The organism is Paracoccus sp. Z118, from assembly GCF_019061185.1.
In the GTDB taxonomy this organism is placed as follows: domain Bacteria; phylum Pseudomonadota; class Alphaproteobacteria; order Rhodobacterales; family Rhodobacteraceae; genus Paracoccus.
Map to the genome: position 1 here is coordinate 20893 of NZ_JAHQZU010000023.1, position 16455 is coordinate 37347.

Here is a 16455-nt window from a genome sequence, read left to right on the forward strand (position 1 = left end):
CAATCGCGCAGCCTCTGCCACGGCCCCAACCGTCACGCAAGCCGCAAGCGGCCCGCCAGCCCACGGGGCCGGTGAATCGCCGCCCGCCCCGTGCTACACTCACCGCCGAGGGAGGCGGCGATGCCTGACCGCATGACGGAACGCCACCGGATGGTGGCCACGCAGATCGAAGGGCGCGGCGTCCGCGACCCGCGCGTGCTGGACGCGATGCGCGAGGTTCCGCGCGAGGCGTTCGTGGACCCGGCCCACGCGCCGCAAGCCTATGCCGACCGCCCCCTGCCGATCGGCGAGGGGCAGACCATCTCGCAACCCTATATCGTGGCGCTGATGCTGGAGGCGGCCGGGATCGGGCCGCGTGACCGCGTGCTGGAGGTCGGGGCGGGTTCGGGCTACGCCGCCGCGGTCGCCAGCCGCATGGCCGCAGAGGTCCGCGCGGTCGAGCGGATCGGGCCGCTGGCCGAGGCCGCGCGGGAACGGCTGACGGGGCTGGGCTACGACAACGTGGACATCCGCCACGACGACGGCTCGAACGGCTGGCCCGAGGGCGGGCAGTTCGACGCGATCCTCGTCGCCGCCGCCGGGCCGGGGATACCGGATGCGCTGCGCGGGCAGCTCGCCCCCGGCGGTCGGCTCGTCATGCCGGTGGGTCAGCGCGGCGGGGCGCAACGGCTCGTGCGGCTGCGGCGAACGGATACGGGGTTCGAGCGCGACGATCTGGGCGGCGTTGCCTTCGTTCCCCTGATCGGCGCGGGCGGTTTCGCCGATCCCGCAGCGCCGCGCCCCGCGCCGACCGGCCAGGCAGCCGCCATCGCCCGCATCGCCGAGCCCTTCGCCGGGATCGACGACGACTTCGCGGCGCTGTTCGACCGGTTCGCGGATCGCCGGGTGATCCTGCTCGGCGAGGCGAGCCACGGCACGGCGGAGTTCTATCGCGCCCGCGCCGCCATCACCCGGCGGCTGGTGAGCCGCCACGGCTTCGGCATCATCGCCTGCGAGGCTGACTGGCCCGACATGGCCGTGCTGGACCGCCGCATCCGCCAGCGGCCCGGCCCCCTCCCGGCCGAACCCCCTTTTCAGCGCTTCCCCCGCTGGATGTGGCGCAACACCGAATTCGCCGCGCTGGTCGAGTGGCTGCGGCACGAGAACGCGGGCCGGGAACCCGAGGATCGCGCGGCGCTTTACGGGCTGGATCTCTACAGTCTCGGGGCGTCCATCGACGCGGTGCTGGGTTATCTCGACCGGCACGACCCGGAAGCGGCCCGGATCGCCCGCGACCGCTATGGCTGCCTGACGCCCTGGGCCGACGAGCCCGCCCATTACGGCAGCGCGGTGCTGCGCCGGCGCTACGACAGCTGCGAGCAGGCGGTGGCCCTGCAATGCCGCGAGATCCTGCAACGCGGCATCGACGGCGACCCCGACAGCTATCTGGACGCCGCCCAGAACGCCCGCCTCGTCAGCGCGGCCGAGCGTTATTACCGCGTCATGTATCAGGGGGGCGCCGCCTCGTGGAACCTGCGCGACCGGCACATGCTCGAGACGCTGGAGCGGATACTGGCGGCGCGCGGCCCGAATGCGCGGGCCGTCGTCTGGGCCCATAACTCGCATATCGGCGACGCGCGGGCGACGGCCATGGGGCGCGACCGGGGCGAGCTGAACCTCGGCCAGCTCTGCCGCGAGCGCTTCGGCGACGAGGCCGCGCTGATCGGCTTCGGGACCGGCGCGGGCACCGTCGCAGCGGCGGACGACTGGGGGGCCGAGATGGAGGTGATGGACATCCGCCCGCCGCTGCCCGGCAGCTGGGAGGCCCTGTGCCGCGAGACCGGCATCCCCCGCTTCGTCGCCGATCTCGCCCGCGCGGAGCGATTGCCGGGCGACCTGATCGAGCGCTTCATCGGCGTGATCTACCGCCCTGAAAGCGAGCGGGCGAGCCACTACATGGAGGCCGACCTGCCCCGCCAGTTCGATGCCTGGGTCTGGTTCGACCGCAGCTCGGCGCTTGAGCCGACCTCGCATGGCGGCGACGCGGACCCGGCGGCGAGGGCGGACCCCGAGGATGCGGAGACCTATCCGACAGGGCTGTGACCGGGTCCGGGCGGGGCCGCGCGTGGTCTGAAGGAACATCGGCATATGCCGACGTTCCTTGGCGGCATTGACTGGAATAGCGGCATCCGGCTGACCCGCCGCCCCGTTGCGGCAACATCGTCAGCTGCACGGCGGGACCCCACGCTGGCAATCGCCAGCATTCGCGTCCGGCAATCAGCTCGCGATCCAGTCTTTGGCGATGTCGAGATCCTCCGCCGCAAGCTCGTGCCCGGCGGGGATCACCCGCGCATCCAGATCGGCGCCCGCAGCCCTCAGCGAGGCTTCCAGCGGCGGCGCGAGTCGCCCGTAAGGATCGCGGGCGCCGGTCAGCAGCAGGACGCGCGTGCCGGTCAGGTCGGGCTTCGGCGGGTTCTCCAGCACTTCGATCCCGCGCAAGAGGACGGCGCAGGCGATGACGCCCGGATGCAGCCGCAGGATCGCGCCCAGCAGGTTGGCGCCGTTGGAATAGCCCACATACGTCATCCGCGCCGGGTCGAGGCCGTAGCCCCGGACGGCATCCTCGATGAAACCGGCGAAGGCCGCGGCTTCGGCGCGGATGTCCTGCTGATCGTAGGTCACGGCGTCGATGCGGCGGAACCAGCGGGAAATTCCCTCCTCGGTCGATCGGCCGCGCACCCCCAGCAAAGTCGCCCGAGGGTTCAGCCGCGCGGCGAGCGGCATCAGGTCGGCCTCGTTGCCGACTGTTCCATGCAGCAGCACCATCACCGTCCCGTCGGGATCGTCGGGACGGTGGAAACGGTGGACGAAGGGCAGATCGCGCATCGGCATCCTTTCCTCGCCCGGCCGGGCGAATTGCGGCAGCATCACGCGCAGGTCCGCGGCGCGGGCGGCGTCATGCGGCGGGATCATCAGGGTCTCGCCCAGATGATCCGGCTGCTCATCCACGGTGAAGCCCGGCCGGTCCGTTGCATATTCAAACAGCGTGCCCGCCGGCTCGCGGACATAGAGCGACAGGAAATACTTGCGGTCATGGACGCTGGTCGCCCCCTCGGCGCCGCGCAGGTCCAGCCGCATCCGCTGCACGGCCTCCGCATCCGGGGCGCGGAAGGCCACGTGGTCGATCACCCCGGTGCCGGGGCCGCCCGTGACGAAACCGGCCGACTGGCGCAGGTCGATGACGTCGCTGTCCGACTGCATCCGGGTGAAGGGGCCATCCCGCAGCGCCACGCGATAGCCGAAGCGTTCCGCGAAACCGGCGGTCGCGGCGGCATCCTCGGTCAGGATCGTGACCGAGCGGATACGCGTGGGGGCGTTCGCGTCCGGCAGAGGCGCGGCGGCGGGCAGGTCCGCGCCCACCAACTTGACGATGATCCCGTCCGGGTCGCGCAGGCGCAGCACCGGCTCGCCCAGTTCGCGCGCGGGGCCGGTGACGGGCACTCCCGCCGTCATGGCGCGTTGCAGCCACTCGCCGATGCTGGCGTGCGGGATGGCGAGGGCGATCTCGCTGGCCTGGCCCAGCCCCACGCGGCCGAGCGCGCCGTCCTGCCAGACCAGAAAGGTGACGAGCGATCCGGGGCTGCCCAGCCGGTCGCCATAGAACAGGTGCAACTGCTCGGCATCCTCGAACCCGCCGGTCTGCTTGACCAGCCGCAGGCCAAGGAAGCCCGCGTAGAAATCGACGTTGCGCTGGACGTTGCCACTGATCGCGGTGACGTGGTGGATGCCAGAGGTCATGGGTCGCTCCATCACGTTCCGGGGACTTCGGCCCCGCGTCGATCCCTACGGATAGAACACCCCGCCGAGCGCCCGGCGCGGCTTGGTGTTCGTTTCGGGCAGCGGGATGAAATCCGTCTCGTCGCCCGGCACGGTCTCGAACCGGCCGCGGCGCCATTCCTCCTGCGCCTGCTCGATCCGCTCCTTTCGCGAGGACACGAAGTTCCACCAGATCCAGCGCGGGCCGTCCATCGGCTCGCCGCCGAACAGCATGACGCGGGCCTCGCCGACGGCGCGGATGACGATCTGGTCGCCGGGCCGCAGGACCAGCAGGTTGGCCGCCGGAAAGACCTGACCGGCCACGTCGAGCTCGCCCGAGATGGTATAGAGCGCGCGTTCGGTGACCGAAGGCTCGATCGCGAGACTGGCACCGGGGGCGAGCCGGATATCGGCGTAAAGCGTCTCGGACGGCGTGGCGAGCGGCGATCTGGCCCCGAACGCCTCGCCCGCGATGAGCCGGGCCGTCATGCCGTGATCCTCGATCACCGGCAGCGCCTCGGCCCCGTGATGGACGAAGCCGGGATCGCTTTCCTCCTGCGCCTCGGGCAGCGCCACCCAGGTCTGGATGCCGAAGAGCCGCTGGCCGGTGCGGAGGCGTTCCTCGTCCGTCCGCTCGGAATGGACGATGCCCCGGCCCGCCTGCATCCAGTTGACCGCCCCCGGCTCGATCTCGCGGTCGGTGCCGAGACTGTCGCGGTGCCGGATGCGGCCGTCGAACAGGTAGGTGACGGTGGCGAGGTTGATATGCGGATGCGGGCGCACGTCGATGCCCTCATCGGTCAGGAACTCGGCCGGGCCCATCTGGTCGAAGAAGATGAACGGACCGACCATCTGCCGCTTGGTGGACGGCAGCGCGCGGCGCACCTCCATCCCGCCCAGATCGACGGCGCGGGGAATGATCAGCTTTTCGATGGCGTCCACGGTGGTCGGCACGCCGAGGGTCGGGTCGGGGCAAGGGCTCCAGCTCATCGTCGTCTCCTGTTCAGCGTTTCAGCACATCGTGCCATTCGGGATGGCGCTGGAACTGCGCCTTAGCGAACGGGCAGAGCGGGACGATGGAACGCCCCCCGGCCCGCGCATCCTCGACCGCCCGGCGCACGAGCGCCTGTCCCACCTAGCTGCCGCGCATCGCACCCGGCACCTCGGTGTGATCGATGATGATCATGGAGTCGCCCGCTCGGGAATAGGTCAGCTCGGCCTCGGCGCCGTCCAGATGCACGACATAGCGGCCCTTGCTGTCGCCTTCCTCGCGCTGGATGGCAAGGCCGTTTGAAGTCGGGCTGGTCATGGGCATCCCTCTCGCTGGCGGCTCATCCACCTGGGAAACTCCGGCCGGGTCATTCCGGTTCTGCGGCGTTCTTCGGCTGTCCTGCGATGCCCGGACGCCCCCGTTCAGGCGGACCCGCATCCTGCCGGCGGAAAGCCTGAAGATCATGCCGCCCGCCGGTCCCTCACCCCCGCCCGTGCGGTTCGGTCCAGTCGATCACCGGGTTGATCGGGATGATCCCATAGGGGTTGATCGTCGGATGGCTGCAGTAATAGTGCCGGACGATGTGGTCGAAATGGACGGTCCCGGCCACGCCGGGGAACTGGTAGAGCTCGCGCGTCCAGCCCCAGAGATTGGGGTAGTCGCGCAGCCACCGGCGGTTGCATTTGAAATGCGTGTGATATACCAGATCGAACCGCACCGCCGTCGTGAACAGCCGCCAGTCCGCTTCCGTCAGCCGGTCGCCGGTCAGATAGCGGTTCCGCGACAGCAGCTCCTCCAGCCAGTCGAGACTGTCGAACAGCGGGTGGATCGCCTCGTCATAGGCTTCCTGCGTGGTGGCGAAGCCGGCCTTGTAAACGCCGTTGTTCACGGTGTCGTAGATGCGCGCGTTGAGCGTGTCGCACTGCTCGCGCAGCGCCGGGGGCCAGTAGTCGTCGTCGTTGCCGGTGATCCCGTCGAAGGCGGAGTTGAGCATCCGCAGGATCTCGGCGCTTTCGTTCGAGACGATGGTGCCCCGCGCCTTGTCCCACAGCACCGGCACCGTCACCCGACCCGAGGCGCGGGGATCGGCGCGCAGGTAGATGTCGCGCAGGAACCGCTCGCCGAACAGCGTGTCGCCGGTTGCGCCGGGAAAGTCGGTGCGGAACTCCCACCCTTCGGACAGCATGTCGGGATGGACGGCGGAAACCGAGATATGGTCCTCCAGCCCCTTGATCGCCCGCAGGATCAGCGTGCGATGCGCCCAGGGACAGGCATAGCTGACATAGAGATGATAGCGCCCGCTTTCGGCCGCGAACCCGCCTTCGCCCGATGGCCCGGCCGAGCCGTCCGCCGTGATCCAGTTGCGCCATCGGGTGATCGTGCGCTCGAACCGCCCGCCGGTGCTGCCGGTGTCATACCAGCTGTCCTGCCACTTCCCGTCCACGAGCAGTCCCATCTGCAACCCTCCATCCTGTCGGATAATGACGTATGGCCCCTCGCCGCGGTTCCACCGGCGCGGAACGCGCGCGCCGCCATGGCTACATCTTGGGCGAGCTTCCGTACCGGCTCAAGTCCGAGACCGGCGATCAGGTCTGCCGGGTGCTGACCGAGACCCGCTGAAGATGTGGGCGCATCGCCGCCCGCCTAGCTCTCCGCCTGCTCCACCGCCAGACGCGCGAGCGCCAGCGCAGCCTCGCGGTCTGCGGCGACGGCGATGAAGCGGGCGTTGTGGCAGAAACGCGCGCCCTTCACCCCCGAGGCGTCCTCGAACGCCCGGTCCGTCAGACCGGCCCAGCCTGCGGGCAGGTCGGCGCGCAGGGCAAAACCCTCGTCGTCGCGGCGGATGCCGGCCAGAACCCAGTCGGTCTCGCGCGGGTGGATCACGAACAGCAGGTGGTCCGCACCCGCCTTCACCACCGCCGAGCGGAACGGCATGCCCGCCGGCAGCTCCAGGATGCGCCCGTCTCCCGCGGCGGCAATGGCGTTCATCACCACGGCCGCAGCCCGGCGCCGGGCAAGCTTGTTCTGGATGGCGGCTTCGACAAAGCTGCGGGCGACGGTCAGCGCGCGGTCGAAGGCGCGGGCCTCCGCATCCGGGCGGCGGTCGTCGAAGACCGGCTTGAGGCTTTCGAGCAGCTTCGGCAGGGACAGACCCGCCAGCGGTCCCGCCGGGCTGAGCGCGCCATTGTCCACGAGGTCGATCGGCAGAACGAAATCCGCGTCGAAATCGGCATGGACGGCGGCCAGATCGCCCTCGGGCACGCTCAGCGCCCGCAGGTAGTCCAGCCCAAAATGCCGCCAGACCAGCCCGAAGGAGCTGTAGGGCCGACCGTCCTCGCGCAGCGGCGGGTTCTTCTGGTGGTGGTCGAAGACCAGCCGCGCCGGGTCATAATCCCCGCCGACATCATAGATCACCCGGTCCGGCGCGGGCGTGGTCCAAGCCTCATCGCGCGACCGCACGAGCTGCGCCTGCGGATAGAGCCGCGTCAGGATGACCGAGGAGAGAAGCTCGTCGGCGTGAAAGCCACCGGAATGGGTGACGAGATGGGCGATGGTCATAGGGTATCCTGAAAAGCAGATGACCGCCCGGAGGCGGCCGCCGAAGGATCAACGGCTTACGAAACCTTTGCCCCAAACCGGACAAACATACCCCCAGCCATACCCTCAGCCGGCAGCAACTTTGCCCCAAACAACAAAGTGTTGTTCGGGGCATAGTTGCTGCCAAGACAAGACATTTATCCTGTGAAAACAATAGCATAAATCAGACTAGGAGCAAAGGTTTACATTGCTCGGTGCAAAGGTTTGTGCGGTCGCCGGTGCTTGCGAAAACGAAAAGGGTCCGCCGTTGCGGACCCTGTGCCATGCGCGCAGCCATGGATGCAAGATAGATCGACTAGGTCTGGATGACCTTGGCATGTTGCGAAGCCACCATGTCCGACATCAGAACCCGCACCGCGTGGAGACGTGGTTCCCCAAACGTCCGGTATGCCGCGATCTTTCCTGCCAGGACGTCTCGGATCAGCACGTCCGCTGGCCTGCCATAGCGTTGGCACGCCTTCCCCACCGTCAACGCCTGGTAGCGCTGATCATGATCCAGGCTTGGCAGTGCGCCGATTCGAGCGAGCAGTTCATCCAGAACACGCCTCGCGACAATCACGCCGCGCACGGCACCAGGCGCGTCCGCCGGGATGACCGCGGGCAAAAGGCCGGCGCGATAGAAGGCCAAGGTCTGGCGGTGCGTGGCCCCGATATATTCCGGCACGTCCGCAAGCGGGGTTCCAGTCTCGTAGTCGCTGATCAGTTGCTCGACGTCATGAACCTGGAAGACGAGGCGGCCACTCTCACCGTCCGTCGCGCCTTCGGGCACCAGCCCCAGTTTCTGCAGAAGCCGTGACATGCGTCGACGGTCAACCTTCAGGGTCAGGGCGAGGCTCTTCACGGAGTGCAGGCGCCTTTCCGTCACCACCTCGCCGAGGAGCCGTTCACCGACCATGTAGGCATCGTGATCCAGGATGTGCTCGCGCAGGACCTCTCGAACTGGCCCCGGCGGAATCAGCTGTGAGCGCCGGTCTACCCAGTCGTAGAGAACGCCATACATTGCCAGAGGACCAGCTTGAATAGCTGTGGCCGAAGCCTTGGATCGTATGTCGTCCAGTGCCGCGTAAACCGCCTCGCCCCCCTGTTCGTAGATGAGAAAACCAGTCTCAAGCGCGTCGCCCCGCTCCATCCGCGACAGCCTCGCCGGGCGGACGTCCTGGCCGTGGTCGAGCACCATCCCCAGCATCTCCGAGGCGTTCAGCACCTGTTCGATGCTCTGATCATTGAGCCAGCTCGAGTCTTGCGCCGAACGAAGCCGGTCACCCAGCCAGACGAGGCATCGGCCACCCTCGGCGCCGGCCGTCATCATTTCGGCTACGTCGAGGCCGCCAGCACGTTCCACGGCACCGCGAATATCGCCGACACCCTCGCGAGGAACCTCAACGAGGGCCGAGCGATGTCGGGCACACATCGGAAACGACCAGAAGCACCATTCCAGGCGATGACGCCACTCGGCCCCTGGTCCATCCTCGCGGAGGCAATGCGGGCAGAACTGCCGGACTCGCGGCGACAGAACCGTTCGGGAGAAGTCTTCCTGGCGGAAGCGGTTGTAGCGGGACAGCGTCCGGATGGTGCCAGCCTGCAGGGCCGCAGGGTCCTCCCCCACCGCCTCCGCGAACCGGGCGACCTCTTCGAAATGGCCGGCGGAGAAGCGCGCCGGTTTCACTCCGCAATCCTCGAGAAGACGCGCGGCACGCTGCCCCGTGTGGAGCATGGAAAGGCGCCCGGCATAGGACTGAGCCGTCTCCGCCGGATCGTAAGGCACGAAGGGCGCGAGCATGGCCATCACCAGCCGCGGCTTTCAAGCAGCTTGCGCTGTTCCGGCCAGTCACCTGGATCGAAGGGTGTCGGCTCGCCGTCACTGCCGCCATTCAGAAGCCAGATCCGGCGGGCATCCTCGAAGGACACCGTGGGCTGGCGATTGATCAGCGCCCGGCGGATCGTCGCTTTCGCGAAGGCCAGAGAGCGGCCGAGGCCCGCCTTCTGCGAAAAGGCGATGCGTTCGGCGAAGGACGGGTCGTCAGGAAAAGAGAGATCAAGCTTCTTGCAGCAGGTCTCGATGAACCGCTTGAAACGCTGCATATCCGCACCTCCGGCAGCGATGGTATCCGTCCGGCGTGACCGCTCTGCCACGGTGAGAGAGTGATCGATAGTGTCCACTATGGATGGTGGACACTATGGGGCGGACGTGGCGCGTCGGACGAAGCGGCTCTGGACGGATGAGGAGAAGCGGACGATCTGCTTTCAGACGACTGCGCCTGGCGTTTCGGTTGCTCAGGTCGCGCGGCGTTACGCGGTCAACGCGAACCTGATCTTCAAATGGCTGCGTGATCCACGCTTTGCGCCCGAGGCTGAGGCGGGCTCGGGCGATGGTGCGCAGTTTCTGCCGGTCAAGATCGTGCAGGATACCAGGGAGCTTCCTGCCGCTCCCGCCGCGCCGGCCGCCGAGGTGGGCCGGATCGAGATCGAGCTCGCCGGCGGGCAGCGGATGCGGATCACGGGGCGCTACGATCCCGAGGCTCTGGCGCGGCTGATCCGGGGTCTGTCGGCATGATCCCGGTTCCGGCCAACACGCGAGTGTGGCTCGCGGCCGGGGTGACGGACATGCGCAAGGGCTTCGCGGCGCTGGCCGCGCAGGCCGAGGCGGTGCTGAAGCAGGATCCGTTCGCCGGGCATCTCTTCGTCTTCCGGGGCCGGCGGGGCGATCTGGTGAAGGTGATCTGGTGGGATGGCCAAGGCGCCTGCATGTTCATGAAGCGGCTGGAGCGGGGGCGCTTCGTCTGGCCTGCGGCAACGGAGGGCAGGATCGCCCTGACGGCCGCGCAGCTGTCGATGCTGCTGGAAGGGATCGACTGGCGAGCCCCGCAGCGGACTTGGCAGCCCTTGGCGGCCGGATAAGGGACTGGTCCTGATCGTTGAGGATTCCCACGCGGAATCCAGCAGGATAAGCTCGTCTCATGCTCGACGAGCCCGCCATCCTGCCGGAAGATCCCGAGGAACTGCGCAGCTTCACCGCTCGGCTCCTGGCCGAGGTGAAGGCTCAGGCGGTCCTGATCGAGAAGCTCCGCCACCAACTTGCCGGGCACCGGGCGCACCGGTTCGGAGCTTCCTCCGAGACGGCCGAGCAGCTTCATCTGGCGCTCGAGACCAGCGAGATCGCTGCCGCAGCGATGACCGCACGGCTCAAGCTGCCAGACATCGAAGAGAAGGACCGCCCCAGGCGCCGCCCGATCCCAGATCATGTCCCCCGGACGGAGGTGGAGCTGACCCCCGGCACCGACGCCTGTGCCGACTGCGGCGGTCGCCTGCGCCGGATCGGCGAGGACGTGACGGAAGAGCTGGAATACGTCCCGGGCCGCTTCATCGTGAACCGGATCGTGCGGCCGCGGCTGACTTGCGCCTGCTGTGAGCGGTTCGTCCAGGCCCCGCTGCCCTCCCGCCCTATCGAACGTGGCCGCCCCGGACCGGGTCTGCTCGCCCATGTGCTGGTGAGAAAATATGCCGATCACCTGCCGCTCTATCGTCAGAGCCAGATCTTCGAGCGCGAGGGCCTCGACCTTGATCGCTCCACGCTGGCCGACTGGGTCGGCAAATCCACCGCGCTGCTGGAACCGCTGGCTGACGCCATCGGCCGCCATGTCCTTTCGGCCGAGGCGATCTTTGCAGACGACACGCCGGTGCAGATGCTGGCGCCCGGCACCGGCAAGACCCAGACCGCCCGGCTCTGGACCTATGCCCGGGACGAACGGCCATGGGCCGGGGCGGCGCCCCCGGCTGCCTGGTATCGCTTCTCCGGCGACCGCAAGGGCCAGCACCCGAAGGATCACCTCGCCCGCTTCTGCGGCTGGATGCATGCCGACGGCTATGCCGGGTTCGAAGACCTCTACCGCTCCGGCAAGATCCGCGAGGTCGCCTGCATGGCCCATGTCAGGCGCAAGTTCGTCGACATCCATCGTGCCCAGGCTTCTCCGATCGCCGAAGAGACCATCCGCCGGATCGCCCAGCTCTATGCCGTCGAGAAGGAGGCCCGAGGCTTGCTGCCCGACCGTCGTGTCGAGCTTCGTCAGGCCCGCGCCGCCCCGGTCTTCAACGATCTCGAGCTCTGGCTGGCCATGCAACTGACCCGCATCTCAGGCAAATCCCCGCTGGCCGCCGCGATCCGCTATGCCCTGACGCGGATGGAGCGCCTGCGTCCCTATCTCGCCAACGGCATCCTCGAGCTGGATAACAACACGGCTGAGCGCGGCATGCGCGCCATTGCCCTCGGACGGAAGAATTACCTCTTCGTCGGCTCCGAAGCCGGCGGCAAGGCCGCCGCCATCGCTTACACCCTGATCGAAACGGTCAAGCTGAACGGCGTCGATCCCCAAGCCTGGCTGGCCGACACCATCGCCCGCATCCCAGACTACAGGATTACCAAGGTCGACGAACTGCTGCCGTGGCACTGGACCCGGTAGCCCTCAGACCGGACGGATACCGACCTCCTAGCTCCTTCACCCAAATCCCCCATCTACATCCTCCTTCATCAGGGTCTCCTCCAACAGGTCCTCTGGCCCCTGTGAGCCCTTCGTGTCCCTGTAGTGGATGTGTGGGGGGACTGAGGGGGGCTTTGGTGTGTCTGGTCTCTAGGTAGGCCCCCTTCGAGGAGCTTCGCTCTTGGGGGCTGGGGGATGGAGGGGGGAGCTAATACCCCTCAGTAAAGAACGGACGCCCCCGTAACATCGTAAGCGCTCGCTGGCGCCCACTGTGCTCTCAGCTTGACGGTTTGAAGTTCCAGGGCAGGAGGTCGTCGAGCCGGCTCTGAGGGTGAGCGTTGGCAATGGCCTGCAGGGTGGCCTTCAGGTAAGCGAAGGGTTCAATCCCGTTGATTTTGCAGGTCTCGATTAGCGAGGCGATGCGGCCCCATGCGATGCCGCCTTCATCATGGCCGGCGAAGAGCGCGTTCTTGCGATTGAGGGCAATGGGACGGATCAGATTTTCGACCCTGTTGCTGTCGATTTCGACGCGACCATCGGTCAGGAAGGTCTGCAGGCCGGCCCAATGGTTATGGATGTAGGCAAGCTTTTCGCCGAGGCGGGACTTGGCGGAGATCTTGCGGCGCTGCGCTTGCAGCCACTCTCCGAAGGCCGCGACCAGTGGCGCGGTGCGGGCCTGACGGGCAGACAGGCGCTGTTCGGGCGAGACCCCACGGATATCGACCTCGACGGCATAGAATTCGGCGATGCGGCGCAAGCCCTCGGCGGCGATCTCTGATCCGTCGCGGTCGAAGACCTCTTTCAGCTTGCGCCTTGCGTGCGCCCAACAATGGGCCACCCGAATGGGGGCGCCGCCCTTGCGCGAGGGTTTAGTCAGCCTGTTGTAGCCGGAATACCCATCGATCTGCAGAATGCCGTCAAAGCCGGTCAGGAATGTTTCGGCATTCTCGCCCGCGCGGCCAACTGGGCCGGGACGATGTCCAACCGCTCACTGCGATCCTCGGGCGTCCCGAAGGTGAAATGCGCGGTATCCGAAGATCCGCATGTAGATCTCGCGGGCTCGTCCCGTTGCCTGCCGCTCTGGCCGACGCGGCAACTGTGATCGCGGGGCTGTTCGTCAGCTGTCGGTCATCATCATGCCTCCCGTGCCTGGAAGATGCCACCGCTGACCCAGATCGCATGCATCATCACGGCGAGCTTGCGGGCAAGCGCGACCACGGCTTTCTTGTGGCTGGTCCTCCGCTTGACCGCGGCGGCCCAGTCCTTGAGCGCCTGGCCGCGCCCCGGCTTCACGCGGCAGAGCAGGCTGTTGGCTGCTTCGTATAACATTGTGCGCAGCATCCGATCGCCGCGCTTGGAGATGCGTCCGCCGTAGTCGACGGCGCCTGACTGATGCCGTCGCGAGGTGAGCCCGGCATAAGCACCAACCGAGCGGGACTTCGCGAAGCGTCCTGGCGCGTCGATCGTCGCCACGAAAGTCGAGGCGGTGATCGTGCCCACGCCCGGAATGGTCATCAGCCGGCGGCAAGCGTCGCAATACTTCGTCTGCCGGACCAACTCCTTGGTCAGCGCTGCAGCCTGCCGCAGCGCCTCGGTGCGCACCGCCAGCAGCGGCAGAATGATCCGGGTCAGGACATCGTTGCCCTCCAGGGCGGCTCGGACGCGTCCATCATATGTGCGGGGCTGATCAGGAAGACGGAGGCCGAAGCTGGCAAGCAGCCCCCGGATCGTGTTCTCCGCGTTGCGTCGCGCTCCGATCGCCGCATCCCGCGCCGCGAGAAGCGCCCGTCGCTCCTGGGCCTGACGGCTTTTCACCGCGACCTTGCGATAGAATCCGGTTCGCGCCAGCTCGGCGAGCATCGCCGCGTCGTTGGCATCGGTCTTGTTGTGCATCTGTCCCAGCACCGCATGCGCCTGACGGGCGTCGACACACACGACCGGCATCCCCCGGCTGGCCAGCTCGTCGTGCAACCAGTTCGCCATGCGCCCAGTCTCGAGTATCACGCGCACCAGCCCGTGTTCCAGACCATCAAGGGTCGCGCAGATTGCGTCGGGCCGGGTCGCGCACTTGCCGGCCCGCACAACCCGCCCGTCCTCGTGCCGCACGCAGATCGCCGTCTCGTCCTTCGAGACGTCCAAGCCTACGTAATATCGTTCCATGTTACTCTCCTCCTGGGTGGGCCATATGACCGCCGGAGAGCGCGGGGGATCAATTACTCCGAGTGAAGTCGCTGACCCAAAGCAGGTTTGGCGCCGGCACCCGGAACTGCCGGTTCACCTTGTCGAGCGGACGAGGCGCCGATCTGTCGGGGATCGTCGTCCTGTGCGGCTTGCCCCGGATGATGCCCTGAATACCCATGTCCTTCATCAGCCTCGCCACCGTGCAACGGGCGATGTCGACGCCCTCGCGGCCGAGCTGCCGCCAGACCTTGCGCACGCCGTAGACGCGCCAGTTCTCCTCGAACACGCGACGGATCTCGGGGCGCAAGGCCTGGTCCCGACGCGTCCGTTCCGACAGCCGCGACGGATCGGCCCGCTTCGCCAGGTGATCGTAATAGGTGGACGGGGCGATCGGCAGCAGTCTGCAGATCGGCTCGACCCCGTGCGTCCCTCGATGCGCGTCGATGAACGACACCATCATTTCGACCGGCGGTCGAGCTCCGCCATCGCAAAATATGCTGACGCCTTGCGCAAGATCTCGTTGGCCTGGCGAAGCTCCCGGTTCTCGCGCTCGAGAGCCTTCAGCCGCTCCCCCATCTCGGCCGGGATGCCGGCGCGGCGGCCGCTGTCGACCTCGGCCTTCTTGACCCACTCGTTCAGCGTCTGCGCCGCGCAGCCGATCTTGGCAGAGATCGATACGATGGCCGCCCAGCGGGAGTGATGCTGACCTTCATGGTCCAGCACCATCCGCACCGCACGCTCACGCACCTCGGCGGAATACTCGTTCGTCGTCTTGCTCATAGGGCTTCATCCTACTCAGGAGTTGAAGCCTCCGGCAGACCCGGCGCGGTTCATCCCTCTGGGTTCACGCCTGCAGGTCTGACCCATTGACAAGCACCTGCCGACGGTCATTCCTTTTCCCATGGGGTCGGCGCCGCCCCACGAGGCGACAGCCGAAGCGCGCGTTTCACCCATGACCCATGTTTCGGGGGAACGCCCATGCCTGCGCCTGACGCAATCAGCGCCGAGAAGCTTTCCAAGCTCGTCGGCACTCCACGCTGTCCTGCTATCCTTGATGTTCGCAGTGAGGCCCTGCGCAGATCGGACCCGCGCCTCCTGCCAAGTGCCCGACGGTTGGCCGACACTGACCTCGCATCGGCAACCCTCCAGCGGCTCGCGCCGGAACTCGCGGGCCAGACAGTTGTCGTGGTCTGCGCCGAGGGGCACGGCCGGAGCCAAGGCACAGCCGCGTGGCTGCGGCACTTCGGACTTGCCGCCGAGTATCTCGAAGGAGGTCAGTCCGCTTGGACGGCCGCCGGGCTGCCGCTCATCGATCCTGGCAAGATCACCGCCCATGACGATCAGGGCCGCAGTCTCTGAGTCACGCGCTCGCGGCCCAAGATCGACCGCATCGCCTGCCCATGGCTCATCCGCCGCTTCATTGACCCGCGCGCGGTATTTCTCTTTGTCGCCCCCGGCGAGGTGTCGAGCATAGCCGAGCGTTGGGGCTCCATGCCTTTCGATGTTGAGGGCGTGTTCTGAAGCCACCGAGGCGAGTTCTGCACCTTCGATGTCCTGCTCATGGAGTTCGGCCTTTCCCTGCTCGCGCTAGATAAGCTGGCCACCATCGTGCGCGGCGCCGATACCGCCCGCCTCGATCTTGCGCCCGAGGCAGCGGGGCTCCTTGCAGCCTCGCTCGGACTCTCGCGCATGCACCCGAGTGACCTGGAGCAGCTCGCGGCGGGCATGAGCCTCTATGACGCCTTTTACCGCTGGGCCCGCGATGCGACCGGCGAGACCCACAACTGGCCCAGTGCCAAGGCAGGAGCCACGTCATGAGCGATGTCAGGATCATCCATCAGCCCGCGCCGAACACTGGAACTGCCATCTCAGGCGCTCGGGCGGAGTTCCCCTCGCTGACCGAAGCCACCCGGACATGGGCTTTCCTCTGATTGGCTCGCGCGGAGGAAGAGCCGCGCGAGCCGTGCCGAAGAGGCCTGAATGTGGTAAGTTGACCTTGATCGGACTGGCGCCGGGGAACCCGGCGCCAGCGTCCGCAATTTGTCAGTTCGACAGCCGCCGCGCGGGGTTCACGACGACGCCCTCGATATTCGTGACAAGAGTGCTCATCCTGTCCCTCCTTTCCATTCGTTCCTGCAAGACGGACCCGCCGCGCCGGTTATGCGGGCGCGGCGGTGCGGGTGCCGGTCAGAAGGCCGAGGGCCGGGCCTCGTAGCCGGTGCCGCGGATCGCCTCGACCAGCGCATCGACGCTCGACTGCGCGGGGTCATGCTCGACCTCGATCTTGCCGGTATTGAAGCGCACCTCGGCCTTCTCGACGCCGGGGAGGCCGCGGAGGGCCTTCTCGATCTTCGGCACGCAGGAGGGGCAGGAAAGCTCGTCGCTGCGGAGGATGGTTTTCTGGGTCATGGTCGT

At 67.4% G+C, this 16455-nt stretch carries 16 protein-coding genes, 3 pseudogenes and 1 other annotated feature; of the genes and pseudogenes, 7 read left to right on the top strand and 12 right to left on the bottom strand.

The window, feature by feature from the left end; translation table 11 throughout:
- The first annotated feature begins 120 nt into the window (after positions 1-120).
- Positions 121-2082, top strand: a complete 1962-nt coding sequence (locus KTN05_RS14385) for a protein-L-isoaspartate(D-aspartate) O-methyltransferase (RefSeq protein WP_254368235.1) — start codon at positions 121-123, stop codon at positions 2080-2082.
- Between the two features lie 174 nt (positions 2083-2256).
- Here the strand turns inward: KTN05_RS14385 and KTN05_RS14390 are convergent, their stop codons facing one another.
- The 5 genes from KTN05_RS14390 to KTN05_RS14405 all read right to left on the bottom strand — a co-directional run bounded on the left by KTN05_RS14390 (position 2257) and on the right by KTN05_RS14405 (position 6242).
- Positions 2257-3777 carry a VOC family protein gene (locus KTN05_RS14390; protein WP_217330097.1) on the bottom strand — a complete coding sequence of 507 codons (1521 nt, stop codon included), beginning with the start codon at positions 3775-3777 and terminating at the stop codon, positions 2257-2259.
- A gap of 45 nt (positions 3778-3822) precedes the next feature.
- Complete coding sequence (locus KTN05_RS14395; RefSeq protein ID WP_217330098.1) at positions 3823-4785, bottom strand: pirin family protein; 963 nt, start codon at positions 4783-4785, stop codon at positions 3823-3825.
- Between the two features lie 13 nt (positions 4786-4798).
- The gene (locus tag KTN05_RS18705; protein ID WP_371823374.1) at positions 4799-4930 is read right to left on the bottom strand and encodes a GNAT family N-acetyltransferase; all 132 of its coding nucleotides are present in this window, start codon (positions 4928-4930) and stop codon (positions 4799-4801) included.
- Positions 4931-5104, bottom strand: a complete 174-nt coding sequence (locus KTN05_RS18710; RefSeq protein ID WP_371823375.1) for a GNAT family N-acetyltransferase — start codon at positions 5102-5104, stop codon at positions 4931-4933.
- Between the two features lie 163 nt (positions 5105-5267).
- A complete protein-coding gene (locus KTN05_RS14405) occupies positions 5268-6242 on the bottom strand; it encodes a glutathione S-transferase family protein (protein ID WP_217330099.1) in 975 nt (324 codons plus the stop codon).
- A gap of 32 nt (positions 6243-6274) precedes the next feature.
- Between KTN05_RS14405 and KTN05_RS18485 the strand changes: the two genes are divergently transcribed.
- Positions 6275-6406: a hypothetical protein gene (locus KTN05_RS18485; protein WP_256449530.1), complete on the top strand. Its 132-nt coding sequence runs from the start codon at positions 6275-6277 to the stop codon at positions 6404-6406.
- Positions 6407-6430: 24 nt separating this feature from the next.
- Here KTN05_RS18485 and KTN05_RS14410 read toward each other — a convergent pair whose 3' ends face one another.
- From KTN05_RS14410 to KTN05_RS14420, 3 genes are all read right to left on the bottom strand, one after another.
- Complete coding sequence (locus KTN05_RS14410; RefSeq protein ID WP_217330100.1) at positions 6431-7345, bottom strand: MYG1 family protein; 915 nt, start codon at positions 7343-7345, stop codon at positions 6431-6433.
- 334 nt (positions 7346-7679) lie between these two features.
- The gene (locus KTN05_RS14415; RefSeq protein WP_217330101.1) at positions 7680-9170 is read right to left on the bottom strand and encodes a TniQ family protein; all 1491 of its coding nucleotides are present in this window, start codon (positions 9168-9170) and stop codon (positions 7680-7682) included.
- Positions 9170-9544, bottom strand: a complete 375-nt coding sequence (locus tag KTN05_RS14420; RefSeq protein ID WP_217330102.1) for a hypothetical protein — start codon at positions 9542-9544, stop codon at positions 9170-9172. Before KTN05_RS14420 ends, KTN05_RS14415 begins: the two co-directional genes overlap by 1 nt.
- A 28-nt stretch (positions 9545-9572) precedes the next feature.
- On the opposite strand from KTN05_RS14420, the gene KTN05_RS14425 reads away from it, so the two are divergent.
- The 3 genes from KTN05_RS14425 to KTN05_RS14435 are packed head-to-tail and all read left to right on the top strand — an operon-like array spanning position 9573 to position 11841.
- Positions 9573-9938, top strand: a complete 366-nt coding sequence (locus KTN05_RS14425; protein ID WP_371823376.1) for a transposase — start codon at positions 9573-9575, stop codon at positions 9936-9938.
- Complete coding sequence (gene tnpB, locus KTN05_RS14430; RefSeq protein WP_217330104.1) at positions 9935-10282, top strand: IS66 family insertion sequence element accessory protein TnpB; 348 nt, start codon at positions 9935-9937, stop codon at positions 10280-10282. Before KTN05_RS14425 ends, tnpB begins: the two co-directional genes overlap by 4 nt.
- A 59-nt stretch (positions 10283-10341) precedes the next feature.
- The gene (locus KTN05_RS14435) at positions 10342-11841 is read left to right on the top strand and encodes an IS66 family transposase (RefSeq protein WP_217330105.1); all 1500 of its coding nucleotides are present in this window, start codon (positions 10342-10344) and stop codon (positions 11839-11841) included.
- Positions 11842-12136: 295 nt separating this feature from the next.
- On the opposite strand, the pseudogene KTN05_RS14440 reads toward KTN05_RS14435, so the two are convergent.
- The 3 genes and pseudogenes from KTN05_RS14440 to KTN05_RS14450 form a co-directional block, all read right to left on the bottom strand.
- A pseudogene (locus KTN05_RS14440) lies at positions 12137-12808 on the bottom strand (IS66 family transposase); the annotation flags it as partial.
- A gap of 185 nt (positions 12809-12993) precedes the next feature.
- Complete coding sequence (locus KTN05_RS14445) at positions 12994-14019, bottom strand: IS110 family transposase (RefSeq protein WP_217330106.1); 1026 nt, start codon at positions 14017-14019, stop codon at positions 12994-12996.
- 61 nt (positions 14020-14080) lie between these two features.
- Positions 14081-14820: pseudogene (locus KTN05_RS14450) on the bottom strand (IS3 family transposase); the annotation flags it as partial.
- Positions 14423-14539 (bottom strand) — a sequence feature (AL1L pseudoknot). Its footprint overlaps the pseudogene before it by 117 nt.
- A gap of 198 nt (positions 14821-15018) precedes the next feature.
- Between KTN05_RS14450 and KTN05_RS18715 the strand changes: the two are divergent.
- Together KTN05_RS18715 and KTN05_RS18720 are read left to right on the top strand one after the other, a co-directional pair.
- Complete coding sequence (locus KTN05_RS18715; protein WP_371823377.1) at positions 15019-15399, top strand: rhodanese-like domain-containing protein; 381 nt, start codon at positions 15019-15021, stop codon at positions 15397-15399.
- Between the two features lie 12 nt (positions 15400-15411).
- A pseudogene (locus KTN05_RS18720) lies at positions 15412-15858 on the top strand (chromate resistance protein ChrB domain-containing protein); the annotation flags it as partial.
- 369 nt (positions 15859-16227) lie between these two features.
- Here KTN05_RS18720 and KTN05_RS14460 read toward each other — a convergent pair.
- Positions 16228-16455, bottom strand: a 228-nt coding sequence (locus tag KTN05_RS14460; protein ID WP_254368237.1) for a heavy-metal-associated domain-containing protein, incomplete at its 5' end; no start/stop codon positions are given.

Bases quoted from the DNA above. Each gene is read 5' to 3' on its own strand.
- KTN05_RS14385 (WP_254368235.1), top strand. From the start codon at position 121: ATGCCTGACCGCATGACGGAACGCCACCGGATGGTGGCCACGCAGATC.
- KTN05_RS14390 (WP_217330097.1), bottom strand. From the start codon at position 3,777: ATGACCTCTGGCATCCACCACGTCACCGCGATCAGTGGCAACGTCCAG.
- KTN05_RS14395 (WP_217330098.1), bottom strand. From the start codon at position 4,785: ATGAGCTGGAGCCCTTGCCCCGACCCGACCCTCGGCGTGCCGACCACC.
- KTN05_RS18710 (WP_371823375.1), bottom strand. From the start codon at position 5,104: ATGACCAGCCCGACTTCAAACGGCCTTGCCATCCAGCGCGAGGAAGGC.
- KTN05_RS14405 (WP_217330099.1), bottom strand. From the start codon at position 6,242: ATGGGACTGCTCGTGGACGGGAAGTGGCAGGACAGCTGGTATGACACC.
- KTN05_RS18485 (WP_256449530.1), top strand. From the start codon at position 6,275: ATGGCCCCTCGCCGCGGTTCCACCGGCGCGGAACGCGCGCGCCGCCAT.
- KTN05_RS14410 (WP_217330100.1), bottom strand. From the start codon at position 7,345: ATGACCATCGCCCATCTCGTCACCCATTCCGGTGGCTTTCACGCCGAC.
- KTN05_RS14415 (WP_217330101.1), bottom strand. From the start codon at position 9,170: ATGGCCATGCTCGCGCCCTTCGTGCCTTACGATCCGGCGGAGACGGCT.
- tnpB (WP_217330104.1), top strand. From the start codon at position 9,935: ATGATCCCGGTTCCGGCCAACACGCGAGTGTGGCTCGCGGCCGGGGTG.
- KTN05_RS14435 (WP_217330105.1), top strand. From the start codon at position 10,342: ATGCTCGACGAGCCCGCCATCCTGCCGGAAGATCCCGAGGAACTGCGC.
- KTN05_RS14445 (WP_217330106.1), bottom strand. From the start codon at position 14,019: ATGGAACGATATTACGTAGGCTTGGACGTCTCGAAGGACGAGACGGCG.
- KTN05_RS18715 (WP_371823377.1), top strand. From the start codon at position 15,019: ATGCCTGCGCCTGACGCAATCAGCGCCGAGAAGCTTTCCAAGCTCGTC.